Origin of the sequence: Paenibacillus dauci (assembly GCF_000971985.1) — a bacterium.
Classification (GTDB): domain Bacteria; phylum Bacillota; class Bacilli; order Paenibacillales; family Paenibacillaceae; genus Saccharibacillus; species Saccharibacillus dauci.
The window spans coordinates 157,780-182,035 of sequence record NZ_LAQQ01000008.1; the positions used below are offsets into that span (position 1 = coordinate 157,780).

Here is a 24,256-nt window from a genome sequence, read left to right on the forward strand (position 1 = left end):
AGTTAGTTAATTACCAATACCACAACGAATAGGAATATAGCCTTTTTGAGCTGCTTCCTTTGCTGTAGTAAAAACTTCTTCAGCACTGTATTCGGACTTGCACGTTTTGGTAGAAAAATAGTATTTCTGACCATCTACATCGATTCCCTGGAACGTTTCTTTTTTTATAATCCGCGCTCCCCCCAATGCATAGTTATTATAATACTGACTACCAAGCGGAATCCCCTGAACAAATGCTAGTACACCTGCATCATTGATCGTATTATTCCAGTCTTCCTGCGAGATATAGGGCACGGTAAACGTATAAGAGGTTCCGTATCTTTTGGAAGTGACATTATACTGATTAATACTCCGCTCCAGATCATTCTGGATCGCATTGACGATAGTTGTTCGACGCGCTGCATCAAAAGCAGAGGCATCTTCCAATAAAGGAACACCTGATTGCTCCGCTATTTCTCCGCGGAATCCCTTCACCCACTGTTCATCCGCCTTGCGCTGGATCGTTACATAATCGTCCAGTGTGAAGCTGTAGGTATTATCGTACTGATCCTTGTAGACATACGGCTTCTTTGGACTCCATACATGGCGGAATTCTGTCTCTCCTCGCGCATTCCGATATTCTTCAAATTGATACATATAATAGCCGTCATACCCAATTAAAACGAGCGCTGGAATATAGCTATTCAGCACATATTGACCTGTCGGGTCATGGGTTACATTGAAATTCATATACATGGTTTGGAAAAAGGTATCGGCTGCCTGTTCCTTGTTGATCCTTACATTTTTGGCTGACTGATACTGGGATTCCAGCGGCTGGCTGACATTGGTGATCAGGGCCTGGGCAGCATCCTGCGTGGCGGTATCGATCGCCCGGTTGTACCTTGTCTGCAGCAGCATATTCGTTCGGTTATCTTCCAGATCGATATGGTTCCGTACGAAAATAAACAGCAGAATCAGTACTAGCACAACGGCAAAGCTAGTAATCTTCATTCAGCACCATCCCCCCGTACGGAATAATAATCTTCTCGTTGGGAGCCTGTACTGCATTGAACAGAAAATCACTCATTAGCGTAGCCATGGTACGATTGGTATTTTTGACCTGCACATTGAAGAAATCTCCGCTATTCAGTTTGTATATCCGGCCGGGATCGTCGGGATTATCATTACCATGCGGGAACAAACAGGCATTGATCTGGGTATTGTAATAGCCTTCGTAATTGACTTTGAAATCGTTCTGAAAGCTGCCATCGTCATTGTATACCGGATCATACCGTTTGTGCAGATGCTCCATCTGGATATCGTACGTATTCCCTGTCAGATAGAGCTGATCTTCAAATTCCTGAAACATTCGCGGTGTGATATAGCCTTTGTCCCTTACGCTATCTACGAACCGGGTTACTGTATTTAGCACAATAATCTGCGAATTGCTGTCCTGGCTGCTAAATGCTGTATAGATCGGCCATATTCCCATTAACAGAATTGCGATAAAGGCCGCGAATATTTTGATCAATGGATTGCTCATTGTAATGCTCCCTTAGGTAAACCTCAGCATGACCAGCTGGCCCTCCGTATTACGGATATATGCCGGGGTATATTTTTGATCCAAATCTATAGAGGATACATCTGCTTCATCTGGATCAAGGTCTTTGGGGTACAGGGTACCACTCACCATGATGTCCACCTGCAGACTGTCTATCTGGTGAATCGTCTGGCGGACCTCTGCTCCGGTGCAGGTGTATGGATTGTCGATTTTCAGGGTGGAATGAATATTTGGATCTGTTGATGCAGTCAAACGATAGGTCTGTTCATTGATTCTCGCGGATGTCTGAAAAAGAGCATAGGCTCCGCTGAGCGAAGCGATAAAGATCAGAAAGCTTATCCCCAGCCACAGGGCTGAACGGGCATGTTCCCCTATATTCATTCATGATCATATCCTTTGTGGTAAAGGCAGGATAAATGATGTCTTCCTGCCTCCCCTTGTAATCACCTTGCTATAATCTAGTACATCTATTAATTCTGACGGAATACCAGCGCACGTACGACATTGCTCTTGTCCCGGATCACTTCGCTTTTGAATGTTCCGGTTGGGTTGATATAGTTGTTGGACGACTGCTCCAGTGCATCGGAGAAGGATCCTGACGCTGCATCCTTGCTAACCGAACCGTAATCTGTACTGTCCACCGAAGCGGTATTATTCACCTGATGGAAATACCAGATGCCGGATGGGTTCTTGCCTGTAACGACCTGAATACCAAATGAACCCTGATCCTTGAATTTGCGCAGCGAAGATACCACCTGGCTGCCTGAAATATTGGTGTTGTCATAGACGGCATACTGCGTCTGATCCAGTTCCTTTTGGATACCGGAAAAGTTATTTTGTGCTGTCTTGGTCGCTTCCTGGGCACTGATGAACAGGACGACCACAATCGTAATTAGAGCGATAGTCAGGAACAGTCCTGCGGCTACTTTTAGTGCGGCTGATGCGTTATTCATGGTTAATCTCCTTTGTTTATATATACATTTTATGGTTGGCTTAACGTTTGGTTATGTGCTTATCTACTACATCCTCATAGCTTGTTCAATTGCTCATAATAAGCGCTCATTTGCTCAAAGCTCATATAGATAAATGGCAGTACCAGATAAATAAAAGTGAGCACCGTCATTGGAGCAAAGCCGATCATCCGGCCCCATTCCGATTTGGTCTCGATCATGCGCTCGTAGTCCTGCTTTCTTTTCTCAAAATTGTAATTACGCTCATTCTCCAGATCGTCGAATGCTTCGCGGATCGGGATACGTTCCACCGACAGAATCAGCTTGTCAATCGTCCTCGACAAAGGTATGAACGGCGCGTCCTGCTTGAGCTGCTCCAGTGCACGTTCGGCGCCGCTCTCAAAATCAAGTACAGCCTTATGTAGAGGCTCACGGAAAATCGTGGAGAAACGCTCCATCCATTCCAGAATAATATCGACGGAGATACGATCGATCTCGGACAGCATAGCGATAATCGTATGGAACTGATCGACTTCATTTTGCATATCGATATACCGGACCCTTTTCTGGAACAGCAGAATCCACCAGGGAATCAGATAACCGATATAGCCTGCTATTATCGCAATCACTAACTCATACCATTTGAAATATTCGGACTGCAGCGTGTTCATTTTGGCTTCGATCCGTCCTACAGTCGTCAGGAACAAGGAGCTGTTGGCTGCAATATCTTCATCCTCGTTCACCAGTTCCATAATGCGGTCCTGCATCATCTCGGGGCGAATACCTTCCAGCTGCTGCAAAATACGTGTATCCAGCGCAGTGGTCTCTCGGGCTTTTTGCAAATCTTCGGCAGATAGTTCACCGAACATGGTCGCGCTCTGGGTCGGTGCCTGAAGAATATTATGGATCGTGATGGAATGCATGGTGATAAAGGAAAACATCATCGTGCCAAATAAAGCGACCGCCAGCAGAATCCGGTGCAGATAGTGCCATTCCAGCGGTATACCTGCATTGGCATCCTTGATCAGTGTATGAATACAAAAACGTGCGGTTGTCCGCGGCGGCGGCATAAATCGATTCACGATCCATTCGGTAATCCGGAACTCCAGCAGCTTCTGTTCCCACAGGATTTTGCGCACCTTGGCCTGGTATGTGCCTTCCTGCTGATCCTGCAGCTTTTTGAGCAGTACATAGGAGAGCAGAATAACGGCAAAGATCAGTATTTTGAAGAAAAATCCGAACTTGCTGTCATAAAACTGCTCCATGATCGGAAAGTTGTTTTTGGCCCATAGCTCAATCGGCTTGGTGAACAGAATCGGTGCGATCGAGATAATGGTGAGCCCTTTGAGCATATAACCGAGCCGGGTACGCTTGAGCAGTTCCAGATTGATTTCATTGGTGAGTTTGTTCATATTACCGAGATACAGCGATCCCTCTTCAACTACTTTGTCTCCAAATTCCTTGACCAGATACGAGATTCCCGCAAATGCTTTGAGAAATCGATTGGGAGCTGCCTGATAATAATTTTGCAGCAGCTTCTCCGGTTCGGGTGAGACGAGAATATCGTATACTTTTCTGGCATGCAGGGTAGCTTCATGACCGGAAGCCTCTGATGCATCATGCAGGGCTTCCTCGATCATTCCATGCTGCTGATAGCTATGCCGCACATCATCCATGACTGACTTGAGCTGATGCAGCAGCCGATTCTCTACCCGGTTCACAAAGGTATCGATCAGCATGCCGTTCATCACCAGCGCAGTCAAAGCAATCATGAACATAAAGGTCATATCCTTGTTCATCAGCAGCAGGGCCAGTATAAAAGCTGCTACAATGCCAATCGTGGAAAATACGATCTTCATCGTCTCCCGGCGCATCGAGAATTCGTCATAGGAGTGGATCGATTGCAGCTGTTTGCGTATCCGCAAAATATACTGTTTGAGCAGCGGAACACGCATATAGGCATGATACGATTCCTGGAGAAACTGATTGTACTGCTTGATCCGCTTGGACTTGCCGGAGCCAATATAGTCGGCATACGCTTTGTATACTTCCGCATTGCCATTCTGCTGGTTGCGTCGCTGGATATATTTGAGAACTGCCAGCAGGACTACAAAAAGGAATCCGGACAGAATCAGAATGTAGATAAGAATACTAGTAAGATTCAACGGCTGCTGCACCCCAGTTCTCTGTCATGAATTGCCGGAAGCGCAGCTGGTCGGCAGGTTCCATCATTTCCAGCATCTCCTGCTGATTGCGGTCCGAGATCGGATGAACCGCTACATACTCCCCGTTACGGTATTCGATAATATTGCGTCCTTCTCCAACTTTGCGATTGGTGGAACGCTGGAAGTATTCGGTCATGCTCTCCATCATCGCCACGAATCGCTGATCCATCCGGCTAGCCGTCTTGAAGCTCTCCGGATAATCCTGCTCCTGATCGACCAGAATACATTCGGTGATTCGCTCCACATAACGGGAACCATCAGGATCACGCCGCAGATGTACATCAAAGTTCAGAACCCGTACCACCTGCTCTTCGGCTGTCTTCTCGTTACTGAAAATGCCCTGTTTGAGCAGCGAATTACGCAGGGAGTAGACCAGATCTCCGAACGTCTTGGCATGATGGGTGAAAATGGTGAACAGACTGGCCACCTGCGCCATCTGGATCATCCAGGCGGCAACTTCATCGGTCGCTACTTCCCCGAGGATATTGACGGTTCCGTCTGTTTTCTTCTGTACATCCAGTCCCGACTGGCCGCTAACGGTCTCGGTCTCTTTGAACGTCAGTATATTGCGCTTATTGTAGATTTTGCGCAGATGCAGCTCGAATGACATTTCCTGAATCCGCAGCGTGAATGTCTCGTTAATATAAGCGACCAGCGCCATCAGCAGCGTCGTTTTACCCGAACCCTGGGAGCCGGTTACCGCTACGATTCGTCCACCTTTCATCAGATAGATCAGTAGCGATTTGACGATATCATGATTGCCGATCCGGTCGGTGATCAGCTGATCCAGTGTTGCCGAAGCCGGATCGAATTTGCGGACAAAAAACGCCCATGATTCCGAGAAACTCGGCCGGACAACGACGACCCGTGATCCATCTTTCATCTCATTGACCTTGAAGCCGTTCGCTTCCGATAGTTGACCTGGATTATTGTACCGGTAGATATTCTGACAGACCCGCTTCAGCTCGGCCTCGCTACCGAACGACAGAAACTCCAGATGAACCGATTTCCCGCGGTAGAAAATCCAGACACTGTCGTGGCTCATAGGTATATGCTGCTCATTGATCCGGGAAGTGAAATCGTAGAAATCATCATCGTACTCTACCTGGCTGACCGGTACACCGGATACACCGCCGCTGACTCCATCGATTTTCATATCGCGTACCTCATCCACTACGCTGAATCCCTTGAATGTCTGATAGACCCGCTGCACAATAATATGGAGTTTATCCTCAAAATACAGAATGCTGCGGAATCCTTCGAACACTTCGTCAATCTCAGCGGCTGTAATCCGGTAAGAACCGGAGCCTTGTGAGTCCGGATGAAGCTTGAGCTCCGCCAGCTGATGATCATCGATCAGACGGGCAAGCCCATTCAGTCCATACATTTCCTTGTACTGGTACAGCATAATATCGAATTTCTCCTGGCTGCTCAGAGCCATGCTGTTATGGAAAGGAATTGTCTTGTTCATATTCTCTTCCGTAAACTCATAGGTTTTGAGCAGCAGGTCAAAAATAACGCCTTTGACAAACTTTTTGGCATTCAGATCGCCATGTGTACAGTCTTTGAGCGACTTGATCAATGTCGCTCGCTGATTGAGACGCCGATTATATTCTTCCTCGGACAGTCCCAGATCATCGAGCGAAGCAGAAGTCATCTCATTCAGCGCTATTTTGACGTATTCGATAATCTCCGGGAGTGTATATTTGTTGTTTTGATTGTTCTTTTTATCCGAGCTATCGCCTTTGTACGTAAATTTGAAATAAGCCAGTACAATCAGGATAAGCGCAATCAGACCGATGCAGGCCCTGTTAATAATGAGACTGATATCCACCGCGCCCTACGCCTCCTTTTCATACATATTGGGATCAATCGCAAGACTCTGATAGATTCCCCGGGTCAGCCTGCGGATCTCCTGCATAAATGCATAGTCCGGCTGGGCGGCCTGGATATGCTTGCGTTTCAGGAAAAATTCAACGACCTTCTGTTCATTGCAAGCATCCATATAGCCGCTGTTATGCGGAACCGCGAACATGGGAATTCGAGTTTTGAACAGACGTCTGATATTGGTAAGTGTCAGCCGGGAACCCGCATCATACTGTCCCAGCACTATAATGAATGTCTTCCCCTCCAGAACAGCAGGCGGATGATCAAAAAACTCCCGTAGCAGTGCCATATTCTGGTTCAGGGAAACGACAACCATATCTGCCGATTCCAGTACGGCATTAGTCAGTACATTGCGGGTGCCGCTGGTCACATCGATCATGGTCAGGTCATAGGCACTTCGGGCGGACTGGCAGATCGAGTCGGTCACCTCGTGCATCTTCAGAAACAAATCTTCCTCCGGCTTTTGCGTACCAGCCAGTACATCAAGCGAACCGCTGAATACAGGTACTGCATAATCCTTGATCATTGATGAACTCAGTTGCTTGGAGCGGGCCAGCGTCTCCAGCGAATCGATTCCCTGAGCAGAATAGCTGGCAGACCCACTGCCTCCTCGCCAACTGCGCAAAAAGGCATTTTCGACCATGGATATCCCGTAGTGTGTGTGCGCAGCCAGTGTATGACTGACATAATCCATCGCCATCACAGCCGCGGTGGCTACCATATTCGAAGAGCTACCCGTCTGTCCGTGACATGGACTCCAAAAAGCAATTACATTCCCCATACCGGCTGGCTCCTCCGCGATAGTTTTTTGGCATAGACTTTGAGTTCACTGTGGTTCAGCTGGGAGACACTGCCTGCAATTTCCTGGATAACGGTACGGAACTCCCTGGAAATGCGCTTGATGCTAATACTGCTGCTGTTCTGATTCATAATCTTCTGCATATAATCCATCTCATCAAAAGGCACAGTGAACGACTGTTCCTCGAACCGGAGCGGCAGATTGCATAATAGCTGCTCCAGATAATCTTCTGCCAGTCCGTTATCTACCTGCTGGACAAATAGCCGTGTAAACCCGATTCGTGGCAAATGTTCCTCTCGCTGCCCCAACATATCTTCCAGCAATTCAGCAGTCTTCTCGAGGGAGCGTCTCTCGGAAGAAATGGCAATAAAGCGCTGATCAAATTCTTCCCAGTCCTTCTCTCCAATAAAATCAGGCGTAGAACAAAATACGATCGTATGATCATATGCCTGCGTGATTTCCAGCTGCTCCTTCATGCTCTGGAAATCGGTAAACTGATAGCCGATATCAAACTGGTCATATTCCGACACACCCGTACCGGTGTGAAGAATCGGCGTATTATAGCGGATAAATCCTTCGGCGCTGGCATCTGCCAACAGCACCCGTTTACTGGCGGTCTGCAAAAACTTGCTCAGGTAGATCAGCAGATCACTAATATCTGTCGATCCCAGAAATAGCGTGTAGTTCATGGTGATCCTCCTTTATTTAACAAGCGGCTGTTCAAAAACATCCGCTGTCTTCTGCTCTGTCGTAGCAGGTGATGAATGACTGGCGGCAGGTTCAACCGGTGAGACAATCGGTGTATCCGGCGTTACATCAGCGGCAGGTACTGCTGCCGGATCAGTGACCGGCTCCGGGTTGCCTGCTGCTGCAGGTGCATTTTGCGCCGGAGTCTGCGCATTCAGCTGATCAGCTGTTTCGGTCATTGGTGCTGCTGATTGTGGTTCATTGGCAGGTGCAGAAGCAGAACGGCTGCTGCCCAGCTTGGCTTTGTCCGCTTCACTCATGCGACTCAGGCTGTTATCGAGCGTCTCCCGTGCTGCTCTGCTCAGCAGCAATGTGGCTTTCTCCAGCACATTCGGATCGGACTGGATCAGGTTGATAACATCACGATTCGCCGGATAATTCGGAATCGCTTTGTCCTGCATATAAGGGTCGGCGTAAGAGATAGCATACAGCCGTGCACCCTGCAAATAGGCATCCACAATTGCGCTGCTCATCGCCAGAATCTCGGATTCATTGATGTTATACCAGACGGTGGTACCGGCCAGATCCTCAACTTTTTTCTTGGATAAGACTATATAATCGTTACCGTTCGGGAACCCGATACGTACATCAACAAAATCTCCCTGCTGCAATTTGGTGGGCAGCTGCACCACACTGTATTCCTTGCTGCGCAAATCGCGCGGCGTCGCTTCCTCGGCATAGACCATTGATGAAGTGAGCGGGGTTGATTTGCCAATATTGATTTTTACAATTTTGCCAATTAATTGACTGGGATCGGTGACGGCATTGGCAGGTGCTCCCTGTTTGGATACAAAGGCGACAGCGATATTCTGTTTCTGTATCCTGTCGCCTGCTTTCAGGTCGGCGGTCATCACGACAATTTTGCTGGATACAGCCTGCTGCCGGGCTAACTGCTGCTGGGATTGACTCAACTGGACTTCGTACTGCTGTTTGACTTCTTTGAGCTGATTCGCCTGATAATTGATCAGAAATATGTATCCTGCCGAAGCCAGAATAGCGACGATTAATCCGCCGATCAGTCCGGCATAGATCTTGCTTTTCATACGAAAACGAATGATGGACACGTCTGTAACACTCCTTAATAGTTGGCTCTGGGCGGTAGACTGCGGACGGACAGCTTCATGATCCGGCAGTCGACCAGATGCTGGTCTCCAGCACTTTTTCGATTAATATCTGTTCTTCGGCAGTAGGCTTATTGCGTGAATTCTCCAGGCGACTAATTCGTGTCTGATATGATCCAATCAGCTCAGCCAGCTGCCCCTGAGACAGCTTCTTCCGTCTCCGTGCTACGGCCAGCTGCTCGGCATCATTTAGAGATATGCTCAAATGCGCTTGCTCCCTTCCCGGTAAATGAACAACAAAAAAAGCACGCAAAATGCCCCTAAGGACATTAAGCGTGCTTCGCTTTGACAAGAACTGTTTATTTATACAGCCATCTTATATGAAGGCTATACAGCTTGTCAATGAATTCCGATATCTTTTTGTGACTTTTGAATTATATAGGATAAGTCTAAAGATTCAATAATACTCTCTAAAAAGAAAAAGACGCCTTTGAAAGCGCGCCTTTTAGACTATAACAGATCATTCTTGCTTGGTTACACAGCCGATCCTTACTTATCCGTTCAAATGAATCTTCATTGCCGTATAGTTCAGATCCGATGCTTCGCCTGGTAACTCTTCTACCGATTGCACCATATCCTGACCATCCATTACGATCACTGGCGTAATCACCGCATAACCAGCTTTACGGATCAGATCGCGGTCAAACTCCATCAGCAGCTGACCCTGCTCCACGTCATGACCCTGTTCTACCCGCAGTGTAAATCCTTCCCCTTTGAGCGAGACGGTGTCTACGCCGACATGGATCAGAATCTGTACACCGGAAGCATGTTCCATAATCAGCGCATGCTTGCTGTTCATCATAATATGAATTACTTTGCCGCTGAACGGTGCATAGATCTTGCCTTCAGACGGTTCGACTGCAATCCCCTGTCCCATCTGTCGCTCCGCAAAAGCAGGATCGGGTACGGATTCGAGTGGTACAACTTTTCCCTGAACGGGCGCCATAACTTCCAGCACCGTCAGATCCGAAGTTGCAACCTGTCCGGTTGATGCAGCAGACTGTGATGCCGCTCCACCTGTTGGACTTTTGGCTGTAGTTCCCGCAGCCGGAATGGTGCTGTTATTATCACTGTCGTTGGCTGCATTTTGCTGACGCTTGTTCATAAAGCGTCCATACAGTACGGTCAATGTGAAAGGCACGACCAGCACAATAGCCATCCCGATAAAGAATACACCCCAATTTTCCGGGAAAATGGAGAGGAAGCCGGGAATCCCGCCGACGCCGACCGAAGATGCCATAACACCATTGATCGATACGAGCACACCCGCAATTGCCGAACTGATCATCCCGAATACGAACGGGTATTTATAACGAATATTAACACCAAAGATCGCAGGCTCGGTAACCCCGAGAAAAGCGGACACCGATGAGGTGACAGCCAGACCTTTGACTTTTTTGTCCTTGAGTACCAGCAGCATTGCCAGTGCACCTGCACCCTGGGCGATATTGGACAGTGCCAGCATCGGCCAGAGGAAAGTTCCGCCCTGTGCACCGATCAGCTGTACATCGATTGCCAGGAAAGTATGATGCATCCCGGTAATGACGAGCGGCGCATATAATCCACCATAGATCAATCCGCCCAGAGCCGGTGCCAGATTGAAGACATAAATTAGTCCTGTTGTGATCGCATTACCGATTGCAAAGGTCACAGGTCCGATTACCGTAAAGGCCAGGAAGCCTGTCACCAGCAGCGTAATCGGCGCCACCAGCAGCAACTTGAAGGCATCCGGTATTTTCTGATTCAGGAATTTCTCGATCTTGGCCAGTACATAAGCGGATACGAGTACAGGCAGTACTTGTCCCTGGTAACCGATCTTGTTGACTTCCCAGCCAAATAAATTCCAGACTGGTACGGTTCCTTCGGTCACTGCTTTGGCATAGTTATTGGCATTTAGCAGGTCCGGATGAACGAGAATCAGCCCGAGTACAACACCCAGCAGCGGATTCCCGCCAAACCTTGTGACCGCCGACCAACCGATCAATGCCGGCAGGAAAGTAAATGCAGTACTGGCAATCGTATTGATAATCGAAGCAAAGTCGGTCCACTGTGGATACACTTCTACCAGTGATTTACCGGTAAAGAAAATCCCCGGACCGGTCAGGATATTGTTAATCCCGAGCAGCAAACCTGCCGTTACGATCGCGGGCAGCAGAGGGATAAAGATATCCGACAGCGTCTTGATCGCGCGCTGAAGCGGGTTTTGCTTTTTGCTGGCGGCACGCTTCACATCGTCCTTGGAAGCGCGGCTTGCTCCTGTAATCGTTATCAACTCATCGTATACAGTATTGACTACACCCGGGCCGATAACAATCTGATATTGTCCGCCGGTCGAGAACTGGCCTTTGACCAGATCATTCTGATCGAGTGCATCCTTATCGACCAGATCTTCATCATGCAAGGCAAAACGAAGACGGGTTACACAGTGTGATGCCGTATCGATATTATCTTTGCCGCCAATCGCAGCGATAATATCTTCTACCTGTTTTCTGTCGACTGCCATTTATTTCACTCCTCTGTAAACTGCATATCATCTGTGTATTCTGTGGTGTCTCTTATGTGTAGTTATGACATTGTGCTCCTCATGTATGCTGTCCATTCAATGTGCAGCGGTGAATCCTTATCCTTGTTCTTATCCTGATCTTGCTGATTATAGCCGTACTGTTCAGTCTTGCCCGAGCGTCACTTCCCTCCTCTTATGTAGTGGCCATTATTAGATACTTACCACATTCCTGCTGCTGCCGACTCAATTCCTTTGAATTTATATCCGTGCTTATGAATAAAACCCGTGCGTTTGCTGCTGTGGTATGCTCTTATTCACTGTGGATATAGGCGTATTTCATGATGGTATTCTGCTTTATTTTCAAAATTAATTCGTGCAATAAACAGAGACTTCATCTGACATCTGTTTATCCTTTTCTGCTTAACACCTTAATTAATCGTACTGTTCTTTCGCTTCTCCCCCTCATACCGACATAGCAAAAAGACAGCCTCAAAAGGCTGCCTAATCGTTAACGGATTCATATTATGCGTACAGGAATAATATACAGAGCTATAATACCATTGCAGCCAGAAATCAGAGGCTGCCTGAATATGCATATAGGTTGAGGTTCACTCATTATTATTATGATATATTTTGTTCAGCAACTGCCAGAGTTGTTCCTTTTCCTCTGTCGACAGGCTGCGGGTAAGCTGTGCATTGGCATCCTGCAGAATCTCATGCAGCATTGGCTCAAATGCCTTGGCCCTTTCAGTCGGATACAGCAGATAGGCACGCCGATCATTTGGATCGGTGCGCCGTTCAATATAACCAGCTTCCTCCAGCTGCCGCACCGAACGGGCTGTCGTCGCTTTGTCAAATTTGAGGTCGGTAGTCAGCTGATCCTGATTAACGCCCGGTCTTTGTAAAATGGCTTTGAGATAGCTGTGGTGTCCTCCGCTGCCAATATCATACTCTTTGAAGCTGCGAGCCAGATTTTTCTGGTTAAGACGGTTAATATAGGAGATCAGCTTGCCAATCGAATCTCTTTTCATGCCTGTGCACCTACTTCAACCGGATAAAGATCCGGATAATATATTCCTGATTGCAGCCCTGTATGAGCTGCACCTGTCTATATACAATCTGCAATGTTATTAATCCGACTGTAATCGCTATCAAATCGATTAGTTCGCCGGAAGATGGATATATTAATTTTAACGGAATTTCATGATGATGTGTATACAAACGATAAGGAACAGATTCCGAAAAAAATAAATTAGTTGCAGATGCAACTATGTGGTTATATACTCGACTTGTTCTACTGGTTGCAGCGATCGTGATGATATAGATATCGGATCGTACATTGGTATTCCTCTGGTACTTATTATATAACAGACGAGGTGTTCACTATTGATGGATTCTCCTTCACGTAAAACGTATCAGGATGACCCCGAGATTCAGCGCAGACGCTGGGTTATCCTGATTGTGATGAATTTATTTACCTTTATGTCCACTCTGGATGGGAGTATTGTAAATATCGCGCTGCCGACCATATCCCATTCGCTGGGACTTCCGGTAGCGCAGACTGAATGGGTAACAACTATTTACCTGATGGCGATCTGTGCTGCTATTTTATTTTTTGGCAAACTCGGGGATAGTATCGGTAAAATCAAAATTTTCAAACTGGGAATGCTTATTTTCCTGATCGGATCACTGCTATGCGGATTCAGCACCAGTTTGACCTTTCTCTTGGTCTCGCGCGTCATTCAGGCAATTGGCGCATCGATGACAATGGCGAACAGCCAGGGGATTGTGACAGATATTTTCCCGCCCACCGAACGCGGCAAAGCGCTGGGACTCGTCGGTACCTTTGTATCGTTGGGCAGTATTGCCGGTCCCAGTCTGGGTGGAGTGATATTATCTACACTTGGCTGGCAATCCATTTTCTGGGTCAATGTGCCAATAGGGATTATCGCTATTGCATTTGGATGGAAAATGCTCCCGGCGGATATTGTAAAAACCGGCGCACGGATTGATAAAGCAGGCACTGGGCTATTTACTGGCTTTATCCTGTTCCTGTTCGCCGGACTTCTGCTGGGACAACAGCTGGGTTATGCAGATATGCGTATTGTAAGCTCACTTGTCTTCGCTGCCGTACTGCTTGGTGTATTTTTGTGGGTGGAGACGCGCAAGTCGGAGCCGCTACTGAAGCTGGAATTGTTTCGTAATCCGCTATTTTCGCTGGGTATTCTGTGCGGCTTTCTCGTATTTGTATCGAACTTTTGCTTTAATATTATCGCGCCATTTTATACACAGAGTATTTTGAATCTGTCGCCGTTTCATGCCGGATTTTTGCTGATGCTGTTTCCGATTATGATGGTTATTATTGCTCCAATGAGCGGCGCGCTGTCAGACCGGATCGGCTCGGAAATACTTACTTTTGCCGGACTGATTGTGATGGTTATTGCCCAGTTCGGATTGGCACGGCTGCATGAAGGTAGCCCAATCCCGATTGTCGGTACGTGGGTAGCCATGTTGGGAATTGGAACCGGCATGTTCCAGTCACCGAACAATTCGCTGATCATGTCCCGCATTGCCAAAACACAGCTGGGCATTGCCGGCAGTGTAAACTCCCTGATACGTAATATCGGGATGGTCGTCGGTATTACCGTGGCTACCAGTACCTTGTTTGGTGTGATGAGCAAGGAGGCAGGCTACCGGGTCACCGGGCTGATCCCGGGTCGTCCGGATATTTTCCTTACAGGTATGCATATTGTGTTTGTAGTCTCGGCGAGCATTTGCCTGATCGCCGCGCTATTAACCGGCTGGCGTATGCTGCACTCGCGCCGGATTACAGGGGATCATTCGGATGAGTCCAAGCCGCGGATGACTACAAGCGGAGCTGACGGGAAATAATTCTTTTCGATAGATATACCTGCCACGTTCTTTCTCAGCTTGAGGCATGGGACGAAAGTTGATTTTATTCACATCAAACAAAAAGAGCAATCGCCGTGAGTTAATCTGGCGCATTGCTCTTTTTCAGTATTTTGCTGATACTCAAATTTATCCTGTATATCTATACAGCTTGATTATTTATTCTTAATACGGATAACCGCAATGACATCGTTTTTGCCATCGTAAATCGCTAATTGCTGCTTGCCCAGCCAGGCTACTCGTGGTTCTTCTTCGCCCTTGTACTGCAATTCAGCTAACCACTTCATCGTTTGGGCATCGGCAATACGTGTAGTCTTACCCTCAAAGTAAATTTCCTTTGCAGACAAATTGATCGTTCCGCTTCCCACCAACGGATTGATTTCTTTTCCTTGATCATTCAGGAAAAATACTTTGTTGGAGCTTTCATGAATCGTTAGGATCCGATTTCCCTTTTCCTTATAAGGGAAGTTCGAACTTGTCATTGCATGCTGCCACTGCTTCTTGCCTTTGGCATCGTACTTGGTTAATCGGCATGCATATCCACCTTTAACCGGCATACCACTCTCAATCGCTACCGATAAATCCGGCAGCAAATAGACGAATAATGAATAATCTTTGTTAACAATCGATTTTTTAAAAGTATACTTCCCTTGATGATCCTGCACACTCAGTGTATAGCGCAAGAAATTACCGTCTGTGACTACAATACGATCCTTCTCTGCATCCCAGACTGTTCCGGAAATTGTGCGTGTTTTGAGCAATTTCCCGGCTGGATCAAAATACCGAAGCGTAGATTTATTGTTGGTCGAATAGGAGACGACCAACTGATTGTTATCCATCAGCCAGTAATTCCATAACTCAAAGGTGGAGTCAGATGAATGAGGCTGTTTGACTGTTCTGGTGATCTTGCCTGTTTTTTCATTAATGGTATGTAGATAAAATGTATCCTTATCTTCTCCAGCTACAAACATCTCTCCATTGGATTCGACACCATATACACCATCATGGGGACGCTCATTATCGATAATCGTTTCCCACACTTTTTTGCCGTCTTTGATCTGAATGGATGCTATTCTGAATCCCTGACGCTTATCTTTAACAGACGCAAAAAATTCATCTTCGGTTTGGTACATAATAATAAGATGTTCTCCCGAGCGATCAGGCGACATCGTATGAATAGAGAAAAAATCTTTGGAATCTTTTGCAAATTGAACTTGGTAACTCGCCGCGTTCAGTTTCCCCTTTTGGTCGGCAAGCCTTACCGATTGGATCGATTTCTCAATTGTGGCTTGAGAAGGTGAAGACTCCGAAGCCACCGCACTGCTCTGATCTGCATGCAGAGTCGTTGATTCCATAGTTCCTAACATACTCAAAACCAATCCTGCGTATACCAAACGCCTTAACCATGTAGCCATTATCTTGCTCCTTCATTTTCAGTCGTATAATTTCAAGTATATCGGCTGAAGGAATAGATGAACACAATTATTATTCCATTAGTTCGTTGACTCTATCTGCCTACTTACCTTTAATACGGATAACAGCAATCACATCGTTTTTGCCATCGTAAATCGCTAATTGCTGCTTGCCCAGCCAGGCTACTTGCGGTTTATCCCCTTCATACTCCAATTCTGTTAGCCATTTCATCGTTTTCGCATCAGCAATACGTGTAATATTTCCAGTAAAATAAACCTCTTTATTCCTTAAATCCATCCATCCATCTTCACTTCCGAACATCGGATGAATTGCTTTTCCCTGATCATTCAGAAAAATCACTTTTTTTTGCACTCGAAGAAAAGCCATCATTTGATTTCCATTTGGCAAATAGGGGGAATATTCATCCCATATGGTATGCTGCCACTGTTTTTCTCCTCTGGCATTATATTTAATTAATTGAAACCGATCTTTCTGTTTGGCTTTCCCATCAATCTGACTTTCAACAGCTACCGATTGATCAGGCAGCAAATACGCATTCCAGAAAAATCCTTGATCTGCAATTGATTTTTTGAATATTGTATTTCCCTTGGCATCCTGCACACTTAGTGTATAGCGAAAAACATCTCCGTTCGTCACAAGAATACGATCTGCCTGCGCACTACGAACAATACCGGGGACGGTACGCGTGCGGAGTAATTTACCAGCAGCGTCAAAATAACGAAGAGTCGATTGATTGTTTACTTCGTAGGACACAAGTAGCTGGTTATTATCGACCAACCAGTAATCCCATGCCAGAAACGTGGGCTTGGATGGATGCGGCTGTGAAATCGTTCTTGTAATCTTGCCTGTTTTCTCATCAATGGTATGTAGGTAAAAATGGCTTTTATCCTCTGTAGTCAAAAAGATTTCTCCATTGGACTGTACACTGTAAATACTCTGACTAAACTGTTTTTTACCGATAACGGTATCCCATACTTTTTTGCCGTCTTTCGCCTGAATGGATGCTACTTTAATTGTATTATTTGTAAACTCACCATTTTTGTACACATAATCATGAAGATCGTACACAATGATAATATGTTCCCCTGATCGGTCGGGAAATATCGAATCGATAGCGGGAAACTCTTTTGAATCTTTTACAAACTGCATCTGGTAACTCGCCGGATTCAGCTTTCCGGTTGGATCTGCCAGCTTCACTGACTTGATCGATTGCTCAAGCAGGGACTGCGGTGATGCTGACTCCGAAGCTGCTGTATTATCATCCGCATACATAATTGTGGAATCCATTGTCGCTAACAGACTCAAAATGATTGCTGTACCTATGAACCGCCCTATCCATTTAACCATTGTCATGCTCCTTCAATTGTATTAAACACACTTGTATGTATATCGGTTGCATAAACCGATAAGAGCAGACATTTTATGTTAAAAAGACCGCACTATCCCTCGCGGGATAAAGCGGCCCTTTATACACAGCAGACTCTACAATGACAGAGATTGTACTTTACGTTACGACAATTGCATCAATACCCAATCTTCATACTGTAGCCATCCATCGCAACTGCGGGAGAACGGGTCAGCTGCAGCTTGTGATCGGCTGTAAATCCAATCGTCTCGCCATCGCGGAATGTCACGTCGCTTCCTACCACATAGCTCACAATATTCAGCGTAAATTCAAATACATCCGCCATCTCTTCACTGGAATCTACAATCTCGATCTCATCCTTGCCAAAATGCTTCAACCCTACCGTATATGAAGAGCTGCCACCATCCTCGCTCCGGTACAGACCAAGGAATACCCATAGCTGAACAGGCAGCTCCTGATCCTGGAGCATCCGAGCACTCTCTATATAGGATTCCGCCGACATGACCATAGGCGGAGCATAATAGGCAATCGCATTATCAAGCTTCAGCACACTGCTCGTAATCTGTGTAAATAATGCATGACCAATCAGCGGATCGGTGATACCCATAACGGTAATGATGACGTGTGTCTGGTGAGTAGCTACAACCTGCTCCGCCTCCGGCCACAATACATTGTATTTGCAGTTGGATTCGACTTCCTGATTCGGAATGGGTCCCGGCATATAGGCGACCGCAATATTCATATCCCCCAGTTCAAATACCATATTCTCACCGGCTTCCAGCCCATCCACCTGAATGCCCCAATCGGTCTGCATCGTCCGTACCAATTGCTCGGCATCATACTCGGTGCTGTTTAGTAGCGCAAATCCAAGCAGCATACTTGCCGGCTCGGGAGTGTCACTTCCCGGATCGACAGCAGCTCGTGGAGTATTGGCAGCCTGCACTTCTACATCGGCACGATGGTTACTCTCCTGCTGCACAGGATCTTTCTTTTTTTTACGAAACATATCGAAAATTCCCATTATTCAGCACTCCTTATTTTGAAATAATATATGTATCCTGCTGCTGTTCACGTCCAGCTGTACTTCTTCCAGCCATGTTCTTCTTTACCAGTTTAACAGTAAAGGAAGCATTTTCCTACCATGCCAAAAAGCCTTTCCGAAGAAAGGCTTTTGCTGGCTGTATTATTGAGTATAGATCGTAATGACATGTACTTTATCAGTCCCTGTCCTTTATCCAAAAGAACGATTCCTACTTTTAAATACAATCATTCTGCTGGTATATTTGCTGCTACCAACGTGGAGCATACGAGAATCGCTCTACCAGAGGCTTACCTTCGTATACCGGAAACATATCAGAATACCATTTCATTGTATTCAGACGAGTACGCAATTTGACCACATCCGGAATTTTCTCATCGTATACCATCATATAGATGAGGAATAAACGTCGTCCGTCTTTGTCCCAAAAGGCATCAAAATCGTAAAATACGACATCACGGCCAGTCTCTGCCTTGATCATGGCAGGCAGCGTATTAGCCAGCGTCTGACCATGAGTCAGGTTCGGATCATCTCCGAATCCGAATCCATCTTCCACATTGAGCAGCATGGTGTAATAATAATAGCGCCGCCATTCCGAAGGGGATGCACCTTCCGAATTTACTGTCGGAGCAGATTGTGATGAAATGGTTGGCAAATCAGCCGCCGAATAGACATTAGAAGATACATTATCTTCCGCAGCAGCTCTTGTAGATGAAGGCGTAATCAGCAGCAACAGCATCATTACGGACAGCAAATACAACATTGCTTTTCTCATAAATTCCCTCCTGAATGTGTAATGCAGATAACGATAATACTCGCAGCATATATAGGTATGATCATGCTGACTTCAGGCAGGATGCTGCATCGCTCACAATACCCTCACAGCTTGCTGGATAACAAAATAACAGACTCCTCTATAATCGTCCTCCTTTCGATATATCCTTCTTTCACAATACCTCATCTACTAAATTATGTATATAATGTAATTTGTGGATAATTATAAATAATAAAATGTTAACTACAAAAAAGCTCCTTCCCTCAGGAAGAAGCTTTTAGCCTGCATAATCTGTCTATTCTATTACACAGGCAGCAGTACGAGAATAATCGAAGACAGACTCAGACAAACGCTGATCAGGCACAATACGAGCAGTACCTGCTGCTGATTCAGCCCACTCGACAGCAGGCGATAATGAATCTGAGTCGCATCGGCTTCATAGATTGGTTTGCCATTCATCATGCGCTTGATGACTACGAAGATATTATCAAAAATAGGCACGCCCAGCGCCAGGATCGGAACAAACAGCGACAGCAGTGTCGCCTGCTTGAATGCGCCATCCAGTGCAATAATCGCCAGAACAAATCCGAGGAAGGTCGCCCCCGAATCACCCATATATACTTTGGCAGGTGGCTTATTGTAACGTAAGTAAGCCAGTCCTACTCCCACCAGACTGATCGCCATTACTGCCGATCCACCCTGTCCCTGCGTCATTGCGACGATGAACAGTGTTACCGCCGAGATCGTTGCCAGACTGCCTGCCAGTCCATCCATCCCGTCACTAAAGTTGATGACAGTAGTCACACCAAAAATCCAGAGCAGTGTCAGCACGAGTTGCAGCCAGTCCGGCAGCAGAATATATTGATCATTAAAAGGGTTTGAGAACCCGGAGAAGCGAATCCCTGCCATATAAATAATTAGCGCAGCTCCCAGCTGTACGATCATTTTCGGAAGCGCCGGAAATTCGCGGCGGCTCACTTTGTACCAGTCATCTATCAAGCCGATACCCAGTACGAGCAGTGACCCTACCATAACAGCTGTCATTTTCCACAGACCCGCATCCATAAATAATATGTACGAGATTGCGAAGCCGCCAAACAAAGCAATGCCCGCCATTAGCGGTATAGGCTCCCGGTGCAGCTTGCGTTCGCTATCCGGTCTTGGTTTATCTACAAAATCAAGCCGGATCGCCCATTTGCGCAGCAGGGGAATCGTGATCAGCACAAACACAAACGACACAATAAAAGCAGCAATGTATGGCATGGTTCCTCCTTGTGATCGAAATGAGATTGGATACCAGTTAAGATAACATATACGCCTAAACGCCTATCATTACAATAGCGACAAAACTGATATTTTTGTCATAATTGGTAGCTGCCATGGCATGCAAACACAGGGTTTGTTGGATTTCACTATTTTCCTACACCGCTCCGGGTTCAAGCACAAAAAACCAGCGCTCCCACAGGAGGCCGGTTTTCGGATTGGACTATAGGTCATAACACAACCATATTAATGGCAAAGATCCCGATCCAAATTACGCTTGTTCGAAAATTTGTTCTACCTGCGGCATGATATTATCCCAGCTCGCATCAGGCAGTTTGCTGACTGTTACAAAGTCGCGCATACCAAAGATGTTATCGACACCATCGATATTAACGAGTGCCTGTGCAATAGCATGATCTATGCTGTCACCGGCTTTGACGGAAGTACTGCCTGTTCCTTCGAAAATGGCACGATCTGCATTGATTTTGACGGAATTCGGGTTAGGCGTTGTCTGAACATTAATTTGAATAGCCATAGTTAAGCTCCTTTACAAAGGGAATAGTATATACAAAGCAGCAGTGCTGCCTGCTTTCGGCAATGTGTATTCAGTGGTTATTACTTTTCCGTACGTGTATTAGTCTTGGGTGTTTTTTTCGGATTGCGAGTAAGATCCAGGGATTCCCATCTGCCGCGCAGCCAGCTATCGAACTCTTCCCCTTTTTCGCCTTCATAGGCATTGTAGATATCGGCACGCATTTTGTTCAGCTTGTCTTTGAAATCCTCGTACGTATGCTCACGCGGGAGGCTTTTTTTGATACGGATCAGTGTCTTGGTCATATGGTTGAACAGCTCGGTATTGTGACGCTCCGGCAATTGTACATCCTGGCCGAGACCTCGCAGCTGCTTATGGGCTTCTACACGTACAGCCGTTACCGGATCATGGTTCATCAGATGCTGCAGCAGATCAATAACAGGCGGCAGATCATATTGTCCAAGCTCCTGTGCAGCATGCAGGCGTTGCTGCCAATCTGCTGTACGGTGGGCTGCTTTTTTCAGTTCATTATAGTTCTCGGGCAGTTCATATTGTGTATTGGAATGGTCTTCAGTTGTCAAAATATTCAGGTCTCCTCTGTACTTCTTTGTACGGACATGTTCTTATCCAGCTTCTATACTAACATATATATAACCGGACCGCTCTCGGAATATACAATCTATGTCCCGATTCGGTCAAATTCCTTGTTATCCATACTTCTTGAGGACGCTTTAGCAAGATGACTGGCAGGTATGTTACATTTATAGGGACGTTTATAACGAATAAGTACATAACGTATTACCCGATATTTCACTTTATCCGAGGAGAATGTAAATGAAAAAAGTATTTTCCGCTGCAACCAGTCTTATTTTTCTGTTTCCAGTCATTTTACTCAGTGTGATGGTATGGAGAGATTACACAGGACAACTCAATGAGGCCCCTGCTAGTCCGAGGATTGATCAGGTAAAGGATGTTTTTTTCGCTGATCAGGGTCATACGGTTATCGGAATTACGGATAGGCCGGGAAATGATCATATCGTCGCTTATACATATGATGCAGATAGTCATCGCTACGAAGGCATCCTCCAGTTGCCTTCCGATATGTTCAAACAAACGGCGGCCAGTTACCAACAGGACGATCTGATCCTCGCCGTCAAAGATGCCAACGAGAATCTGCTGGCGTATCGTATCAACAGTAAGGAACAACCGCAACAAATCTACAATCGTTCCAGCAAAATTGACAACTATCTAGAATGGAGTACCCGCGAATGGCGTGGACGTCTGATCTTCTTTGATGCTTCGGCTGACCCGACTCCGAAGGCATTTTATGCGCAGATTCATAATGGACAGCTGCATTATATTGATCTGAATGACGGCTCTTATTTCCAGGGGCAGCGTCCAACTACAATTACGGACACCTCCAGTGTGTGGGATGAACCGGGCATGATTCCCATGTTCGAAATTACTCTCGCCGATAAGACGAAAGCCTATATCAGCGGCATACTGGACGATAACAACCAATTGGATGTATATTACCACCCTGAACGGGATGAGCCGTTTGATGCCGAAGACCATGCCCAGGCACAGTTCCGCAAGCACTTCGGAGGTTCTACATCTACCCATCTGGCTGTAGAGACCGATTATCCGGAGCAAGTATATGCATACAACAACAACGATGACAAAATCCGGCTACTATCCACACCCAAACCGGTCTATGCTGCCCGCATGTTCCTATTGAACGATGAGGAAGTGCTGATCGCCGGATCAACAACCAAAGACCCGGTCAAAGGAACCCGCACCGGCTACATCTATAATGAGCAGTCCCGTCAATTCACCAATGTCACCAAACTGCTCGGCTCGCTAGGGGTCGATGATCTGACCAGCCATGATCTGCATTTCTACAAGCCGTCTGGTCAATCGCTCCTGTATTATTCCTATATCGATCACTCTGGTGGCATGATCGATACCAGTAAAGGAAGCGTCAACCTGCTAACTACAGATGAAGTAACCAGCTGGCAGCAAAATACTGCACTGATAGCCGCTGATCAGCGTCCTTCTGTACAGGGCTTTATCAGTTACGTGAAGGAATGGAATGCCCTGATTATCAACTGGCTGGTCTGGCTGTTCATTACGGTCATCATGTTCCTGATCGTGCCTGTGCTGATCAAGATCCTGACCCTGCGAAGACGCAAACAACTAGAGCAGGGCATACTGTTGCAGGCCAAAATATTGTCCATGGAAGAAACCGGCACCCGTATCAATGATCAGCCGCTGATCCGGTTCCTGGTAGGGTTTACTCATGAAGGACGCAGCGAACAGATCGAGATTCGCCAGGTTGTCTCTTATCTGCATATGCCAAAAAGCGGCGATCCGGTCATGATCAGCTACAATCCGGTGACTGGCAAGGCTCTGTTCGTGACCGAAAATGACAGGCCAAACAATAATCTGCCCTCCGATGAACCGGAGACGATTCCATCCGCCATGTTGCGGAAAATCGACAGCTACGGACCGGTCAACCGTGGAGAAGCATTACTGCTTCATTTCGAAGCTGCAGGACAGTCCTACCATGTACCTGTTGTTCAATCTCCGGGGTTCCTTTACCGGATAGGCGATATCGCTACCCTACTCCATATTGGCGGGACTACCCGTATGTTCAGCTATGGTGAATCGACTGTGTATCGCAAACAAGATCATACCGCGCTGCAAGGGCGATTGATCCATTTGCAAAAGTATCCGGTTCATATCGATGGCCGTCAGCTCATGCTGCTGGAGCTGGTTACGGAAAGTGCGCATGGCAGTGTGTCCCGCCTGAACAGTCAATTTGTTCCCCAGCATATGATTGAAGGATTACAACCGGGTATTCAGATTCCGGTCAGCGTCAAGCTCGCGGAATACGAACGGGAAGCGGAACTGCTGCGCGGTCGTCAGGGCAGTGCAATTGTACGCTCCGTACAGTTCCGTGGGACGACCGGCGAGCGGCCGCTTGCTACAATCATTGTAGAGCGCAAAGGTGTGGAATACCGGATCGAGCAGTCGATTGAGCCGCTCTACGGGGTAATGGAAGGTGACGAGCTGTGGATTGCCTATAATGAGCAAAAACGCGAAGCCGTCATTGTAAAATATGCCTCGGTGGAATAGCAGAAAGTGAAATATGACCATCTCGGC

Annotated in this window: 21 protein-coding genes; 2 read left to right on the forward strand and 19 right to left on the reverse strand. The window is 46.6% G+C overall.

Annotated elements, in window-relative coordinates; all coding sequences use genetic code 11:
• Window positions 1-6 precede the first annotated feature (6 nt).
• From WH46_RS21100 to WH46_RS21155, 12 genes are all read right to left on the reverse strand, one after another.
• Complete coding sequence (locus WH46_RS21100) at window positions 7-990, reverse strand: hypothetical protein (protein WP_046228239.1); 984 nt, start codon at window positions 988-990, stop codon at window positions 7-9.
• A complete protein-coding gene (locus tag WH46_RS21105; RefSeq protein WP_046228240.1) occupies window positions 977-1,522 on the reverse strand; it encodes a hypothetical protein in 546 nt (181 codons plus the stop codon). Before WH46_RS21105 ends, WH46_RS21100 begins: the two co-directional genes overlap by 14 nt.
• Before the next feature lie 12 nt (window positions 1,523-1,534).
• On the reverse strand, window positions 1,535-1,921 hold the full coding sequence (locus WH46_RS21110) for a hypothetical protein (RefSeq protein WP_046228241.1): 387 nt from the start codon (window positions 1,919-1,921) through the stop codon (window positions 1,535-1,537).
• Between the two features lie 89 nt (window positions 1,922-2,010).
• Window positions 2,011-2,493 carry a hypothetical protein gene (locus WH46_RS21115; RefSeq protein ID WP_017811722.1) on the reverse strand — a complete coding sequence of 161 codons (483 nt, stop codon included), beginning with the start codon at window positions 2,491-2,493 and terminating at the stop codon, window positions 2,011-2,013.
• Window positions 2,494-2,567: 74 nt separating this feature from the next.
• Complete coding sequence (locus WH46_RS21120; RefSeq protein WP_046228242.1) at window positions 2,568-4,655, reverse strand: hypothetical protein; 2,088 nt, start codon at window positions 4,653-4,655, stop codon at window positions 2,568-2,570.
• Window positions 4,642-6,549 carry an ATPase, T2SS/T4P/T4SS family gene (locus tag WH46_RS21125; protein WP_046228243.1) on the reverse strand — a complete coding sequence of 636 codons (1,908 nt, stop codon included), beginning with the start codon at window positions 6,547-6,549 and terminating at the stop codon, window positions 4,642-4,644. The genes WH46_RS21120 and WH46_RS21125 overlap by 14 nt, the downstream gene beginning before the upstream one ends.
• Window positions 6,550-6,555: 6 nt before the next feature.
• The gene (locus WH46_RS21130) at window positions 6,556-7,383 is read right to left on the reverse strand and encodes a CpaE/TadZ family protein (RefSeq protein ID WP_046228244.1); all 828 of its coding nucleotides are present in this window, start codon (window positions 7,381-7,383) and stop codon (window positions 6,556-6,558) included.
• Complete coding sequence (locus tag WH46_RS21135; RefSeq protein ID WP_046228245.1) at window positions 7,371-8,090, reverse strand: hypothetical protein; 720 nt, start codon at window positions 8,088-8,090, stop codon at window positions 7,371-7,373. The genes WH46_RS21130 and WH46_RS21135 overlap by 13 nt, the downstream gene beginning before the upstream one ends.
• A 12-nt stretch (window positions 8,091-8,102) precedes the next feature.
• Window positions 8,103-9,212, reverse strand: coding sequence for an SAF domain-containing protein (locus tag WH46_RS21140; protein WP_052714328.1), 1,110 nt, complete (start codon window positions 9,210-9,212; stop codon window positions 8,103-8,105).
• A gap of 55 nt (window positions 9,213-9,267) precedes the next feature.
• Entirely contained in the window at window positions 9,268-9,474 is a 207-nt protein-coding gene (locus WH46_RS21145) for a helix-turn-helix transcriptional regulator (protein ID WP_017811728.1), read from the reverse strand.
• Window positions 9,475-9,762: 288 nt separating this feature from the next.
• Window positions 9,763-11,772 carry a PTS system trehalose-specific EIIBC component gene (gene treP, locus WH46_RS21150; RefSeq protein WP_046228246.1) on the reverse strand — a complete coding sequence of 670 codons (2,010 nt, stop codon included), beginning with the start codon at window positions 11,770-11,772 and terminating at the stop codon, window positions 9,763-9,765.
• A 608-nt stretch (window positions 11,773-12,380) separates the two neighbouring features.
• Entirely contained in the window at window positions 12,381-12,803 is a 423-nt protein-coding gene (locus WH46_RS21155) for a MarR family winged helix-turn-helix transcriptional regulator (RefSeq protein ID WP_046228247.1), read from the reverse strand.
• A gap of 358 nt (window positions 12,804-13,161) precedes the next feature.
• Between WH46_RS21155 and WH46_RS21160 the strand changes: the two genes are divergently transcribed.
• On the forward strand, window positions 13,162-14,664 hold the full coding sequence (locus tag WH46_RS21160; RefSeq protein WP_046228248.1) for an MFS transporter: 1,503 nt from the start codon (window positions 13,162-13,164) through the stop codon (window positions 14,662-14,664).
• Between the two features lie 173 nt (window positions 14,665-14,837).
• Here the strand turns inward: WH46_RS21160 and WH46_RS21165 are convergent, their stop codons facing one another.
• The 7 genes from WH46_RS21165 to WH46_RS21195 all read right to left on the reverse strand — a co-directional run bounded on the left by WH46_RS21165 (window position 14,838) and on the right by WH46_RS21195 (window position 21,672).
• Window positions 14,838-16,049: a hypothetical protein gene (locus WH46_RS21165; protein ID WP_046228249.1), complete on the reverse strand. Its 1,212-nt coding sequence runs from the start codon at window positions 16,047-16,049 to the stop codon at window positions 14,838-14,840.
• 148 nt (window positions 16,050-16,197) lie between these two features.
• Complete coding sequence (locus WH46_RS21170; protein ID WP_231584396.1) at window positions 16,198-17,469, reverse strand: PQQ-binding-like beta-propeller repeat protein; 1,272 nt, start codon at window positions 17,467-17,469, stop codon at window positions 16,198-16,200.
• A gap of 170 nt (window positions 17,470-17,639) precedes the next feature.
• Window positions 17,640-18,503, reverse strand: a complete 864-nt coding sequence (locus tag WH46_RS21175; RefSeq protein WP_052714329.1) for a DUF4261 domain-containing protein — start codon at window positions 18,501-18,503, stop codon at window positions 17,640-17,642.
• 268 nt (window positions 18,504-18,771) lie between these two features.
• Window positions 18,772-19,296, reverse strand: a complete 525-nt coding sequence (locus WH46_RS21180; RefSeq protein WP_046228251.1) for a hypothetical protein — start codon at window positions 19,294-19,296, stop codon at window positions 18,772-18,774.
• A 303-nt stretch (window positions 19,297-19,599) separates the two neighbouring features.
• Window positions 19,600-20,559: an MraY family glycosyltransferase gene (locus WH46_RS21185; RefSeq protein WP_046228252.1), complete on the reverse strand. Its 960-nt coding sequence runs from the start codon at window positions 20,557-20,559 to the stop codon at window positions 19,600-19,602.
• A 271-nt stretch (window positions 20,560-20,830) separates the two neighbouring features.
• Window positions 20,831-21,094 (reverse strand): NifU N-terminal domain-containing protein, encoded by a 264-nt coding sequence (locus tag WH46_RS21190; protein WP_046228253.1) that lies wholly within the window; start codon window positions 21,092-21,094, stop codon window positions 20,831-20,833.
• Window positions 21,095-21,174: 80 nt separating this feature from the next.
• On the reverse strand, window positions 21,175-21,672 hold the full coding sequence (locus tag WH46_RS21195; protein WP_017811739.1) for a HEAT repeat domain-containing protein: 498 nt from the start codon (window positions 21,670-21,672) through the stop codon (window positions 21,175-21,177).
• 253 nt (window positions 21,673-21,925) lie between these two features.
• Here WH46_RS21195 and WH46_RS21200 point away from each other — a divergent pair, with 253 nt between their 5' ends.
• On the forward strand, window positions 21,926-24,229 hold the full coding sequence (locus WH46_RS21200; protein ID WP_046228254.1) for an Mpv17/PMP22 family protein: 2,304 nt from the start codon (window positions 21,926-21,928) through the stop codon (window positions 24,227-24,229).
• Window positions 24,230-24,256 lie beyond the last annotated feature (27 nt).

Bases quoted from the DNA above. Each gene is read 5' to 3' on its own strand.
- WH46_RS21100 (WP_046228239.1), bottom strand. From the start codon at position 990: ATGAAGATTACTAGCTTTGCCGTTGTGCTAGTACTGATTCTGCTGTTT.
- WH46_RS21105 (WP_046228240.1), bottom strand. From the start codon at position 1,522: ATGAGCAATCCATTGATCAAAATATTCGCGGCCTTTATCGCAATTCTG.
- WH46_RS21110 (WP_046228241.1), bottom strand. From the start codon at position 1,921: ATGAATATAGGGGAACATGCCCGTTCAGCCCTGTGGCTGGGGATAAGC.
- WH46_RS21115 (WP_017811722.1), bottom strand. From the start codon at position 2,493: ATGAATAACGCATCAGCCGCACTAAAAGTAGCCGCAGGACTGTTCCTG.
- WH46_RS21130 (WP_046228244.1), bottom strand. From the start codon at position 7,383: ATGGGGAATGTAATTGCTTTTTGGAGTCCATGTCACGGACAGACGGGT.
- WH46_RS21135 (WP_046228245.1), bottom strand. From the start codon at position 8,090: ATGAACTACACGCTATTTCTGGGATCGACAGATATTAGTGATCTGCTG.
- treP (WP_046228246.1), bottom strand. From the start codon at position 11,772: ATGGCAGTCGACAGAAAACAGGTAGAAGATATTATCGCTGCGATTGGC.
- WH46_RS21155 (WP_046228247.1), bottom strand. From the start codon at position 12,803: ATGAAAAGAGATTCGATTGGCAAGCTGATCTCCTATATTAACCGTCTT.
- WH46_RS21160 (WP_046228248.1), top strand. From the start codon at position 13,162: ATGGATTCTCCTTCACGTAAAACGTATCAGGATGACCCCGAGATTCAG.
- WH46_RS21165 (WP_046228249.1), bottom strand. From the start codon at position 16,049: ATGTTAGGAACTATGGAATCAACGACTCTGCATGCAGATCAGAGCAGT.
- WH46_RS21170 (WP_231584396.1), bottom strand. From the start codon at position 17,469: ATGACAATGGTTAAATGGATAGGGCGGTTCATAGGTACAGCAATCATT.
- WH46_RS21175 (WP_052714329.1), bottom strand. From the start codon at position 18,503: ATGGGAATTTTCGATATGTTTCGTAAAAAAAAGAAAGATCCTGTGCAG.
- WH46_RS21180 (WP_046228251.1), bottom strand. From the start codon at position 19,296: ATGAGAAAAGCAATGTTGTATTTGCTGTCCGTAATGATGCTGTTGCTG.
- WH46_RS21185 (WP_046228252.1), bottom strand. From the start codon at position 20,559: ATGCCATACATTGCTGCTTTTATTGTGTCGTTTGTGTTTGTGCTGATC.
- WH46_RS21190 (WP_046228253.1), bottom strand. From the start codon at position 21,094: ATGGCTATTCAAATTAATGTTCAGACAACGCCTAACCCGAATTCCGTC.
- WH46_RS21200 (WP_046228254.1), top strand. From the start codon at position 21,926: ATGAAAAAAGTATTTTCCGCTGCAACCAGTCTTATTTTTCTGTTTCCA.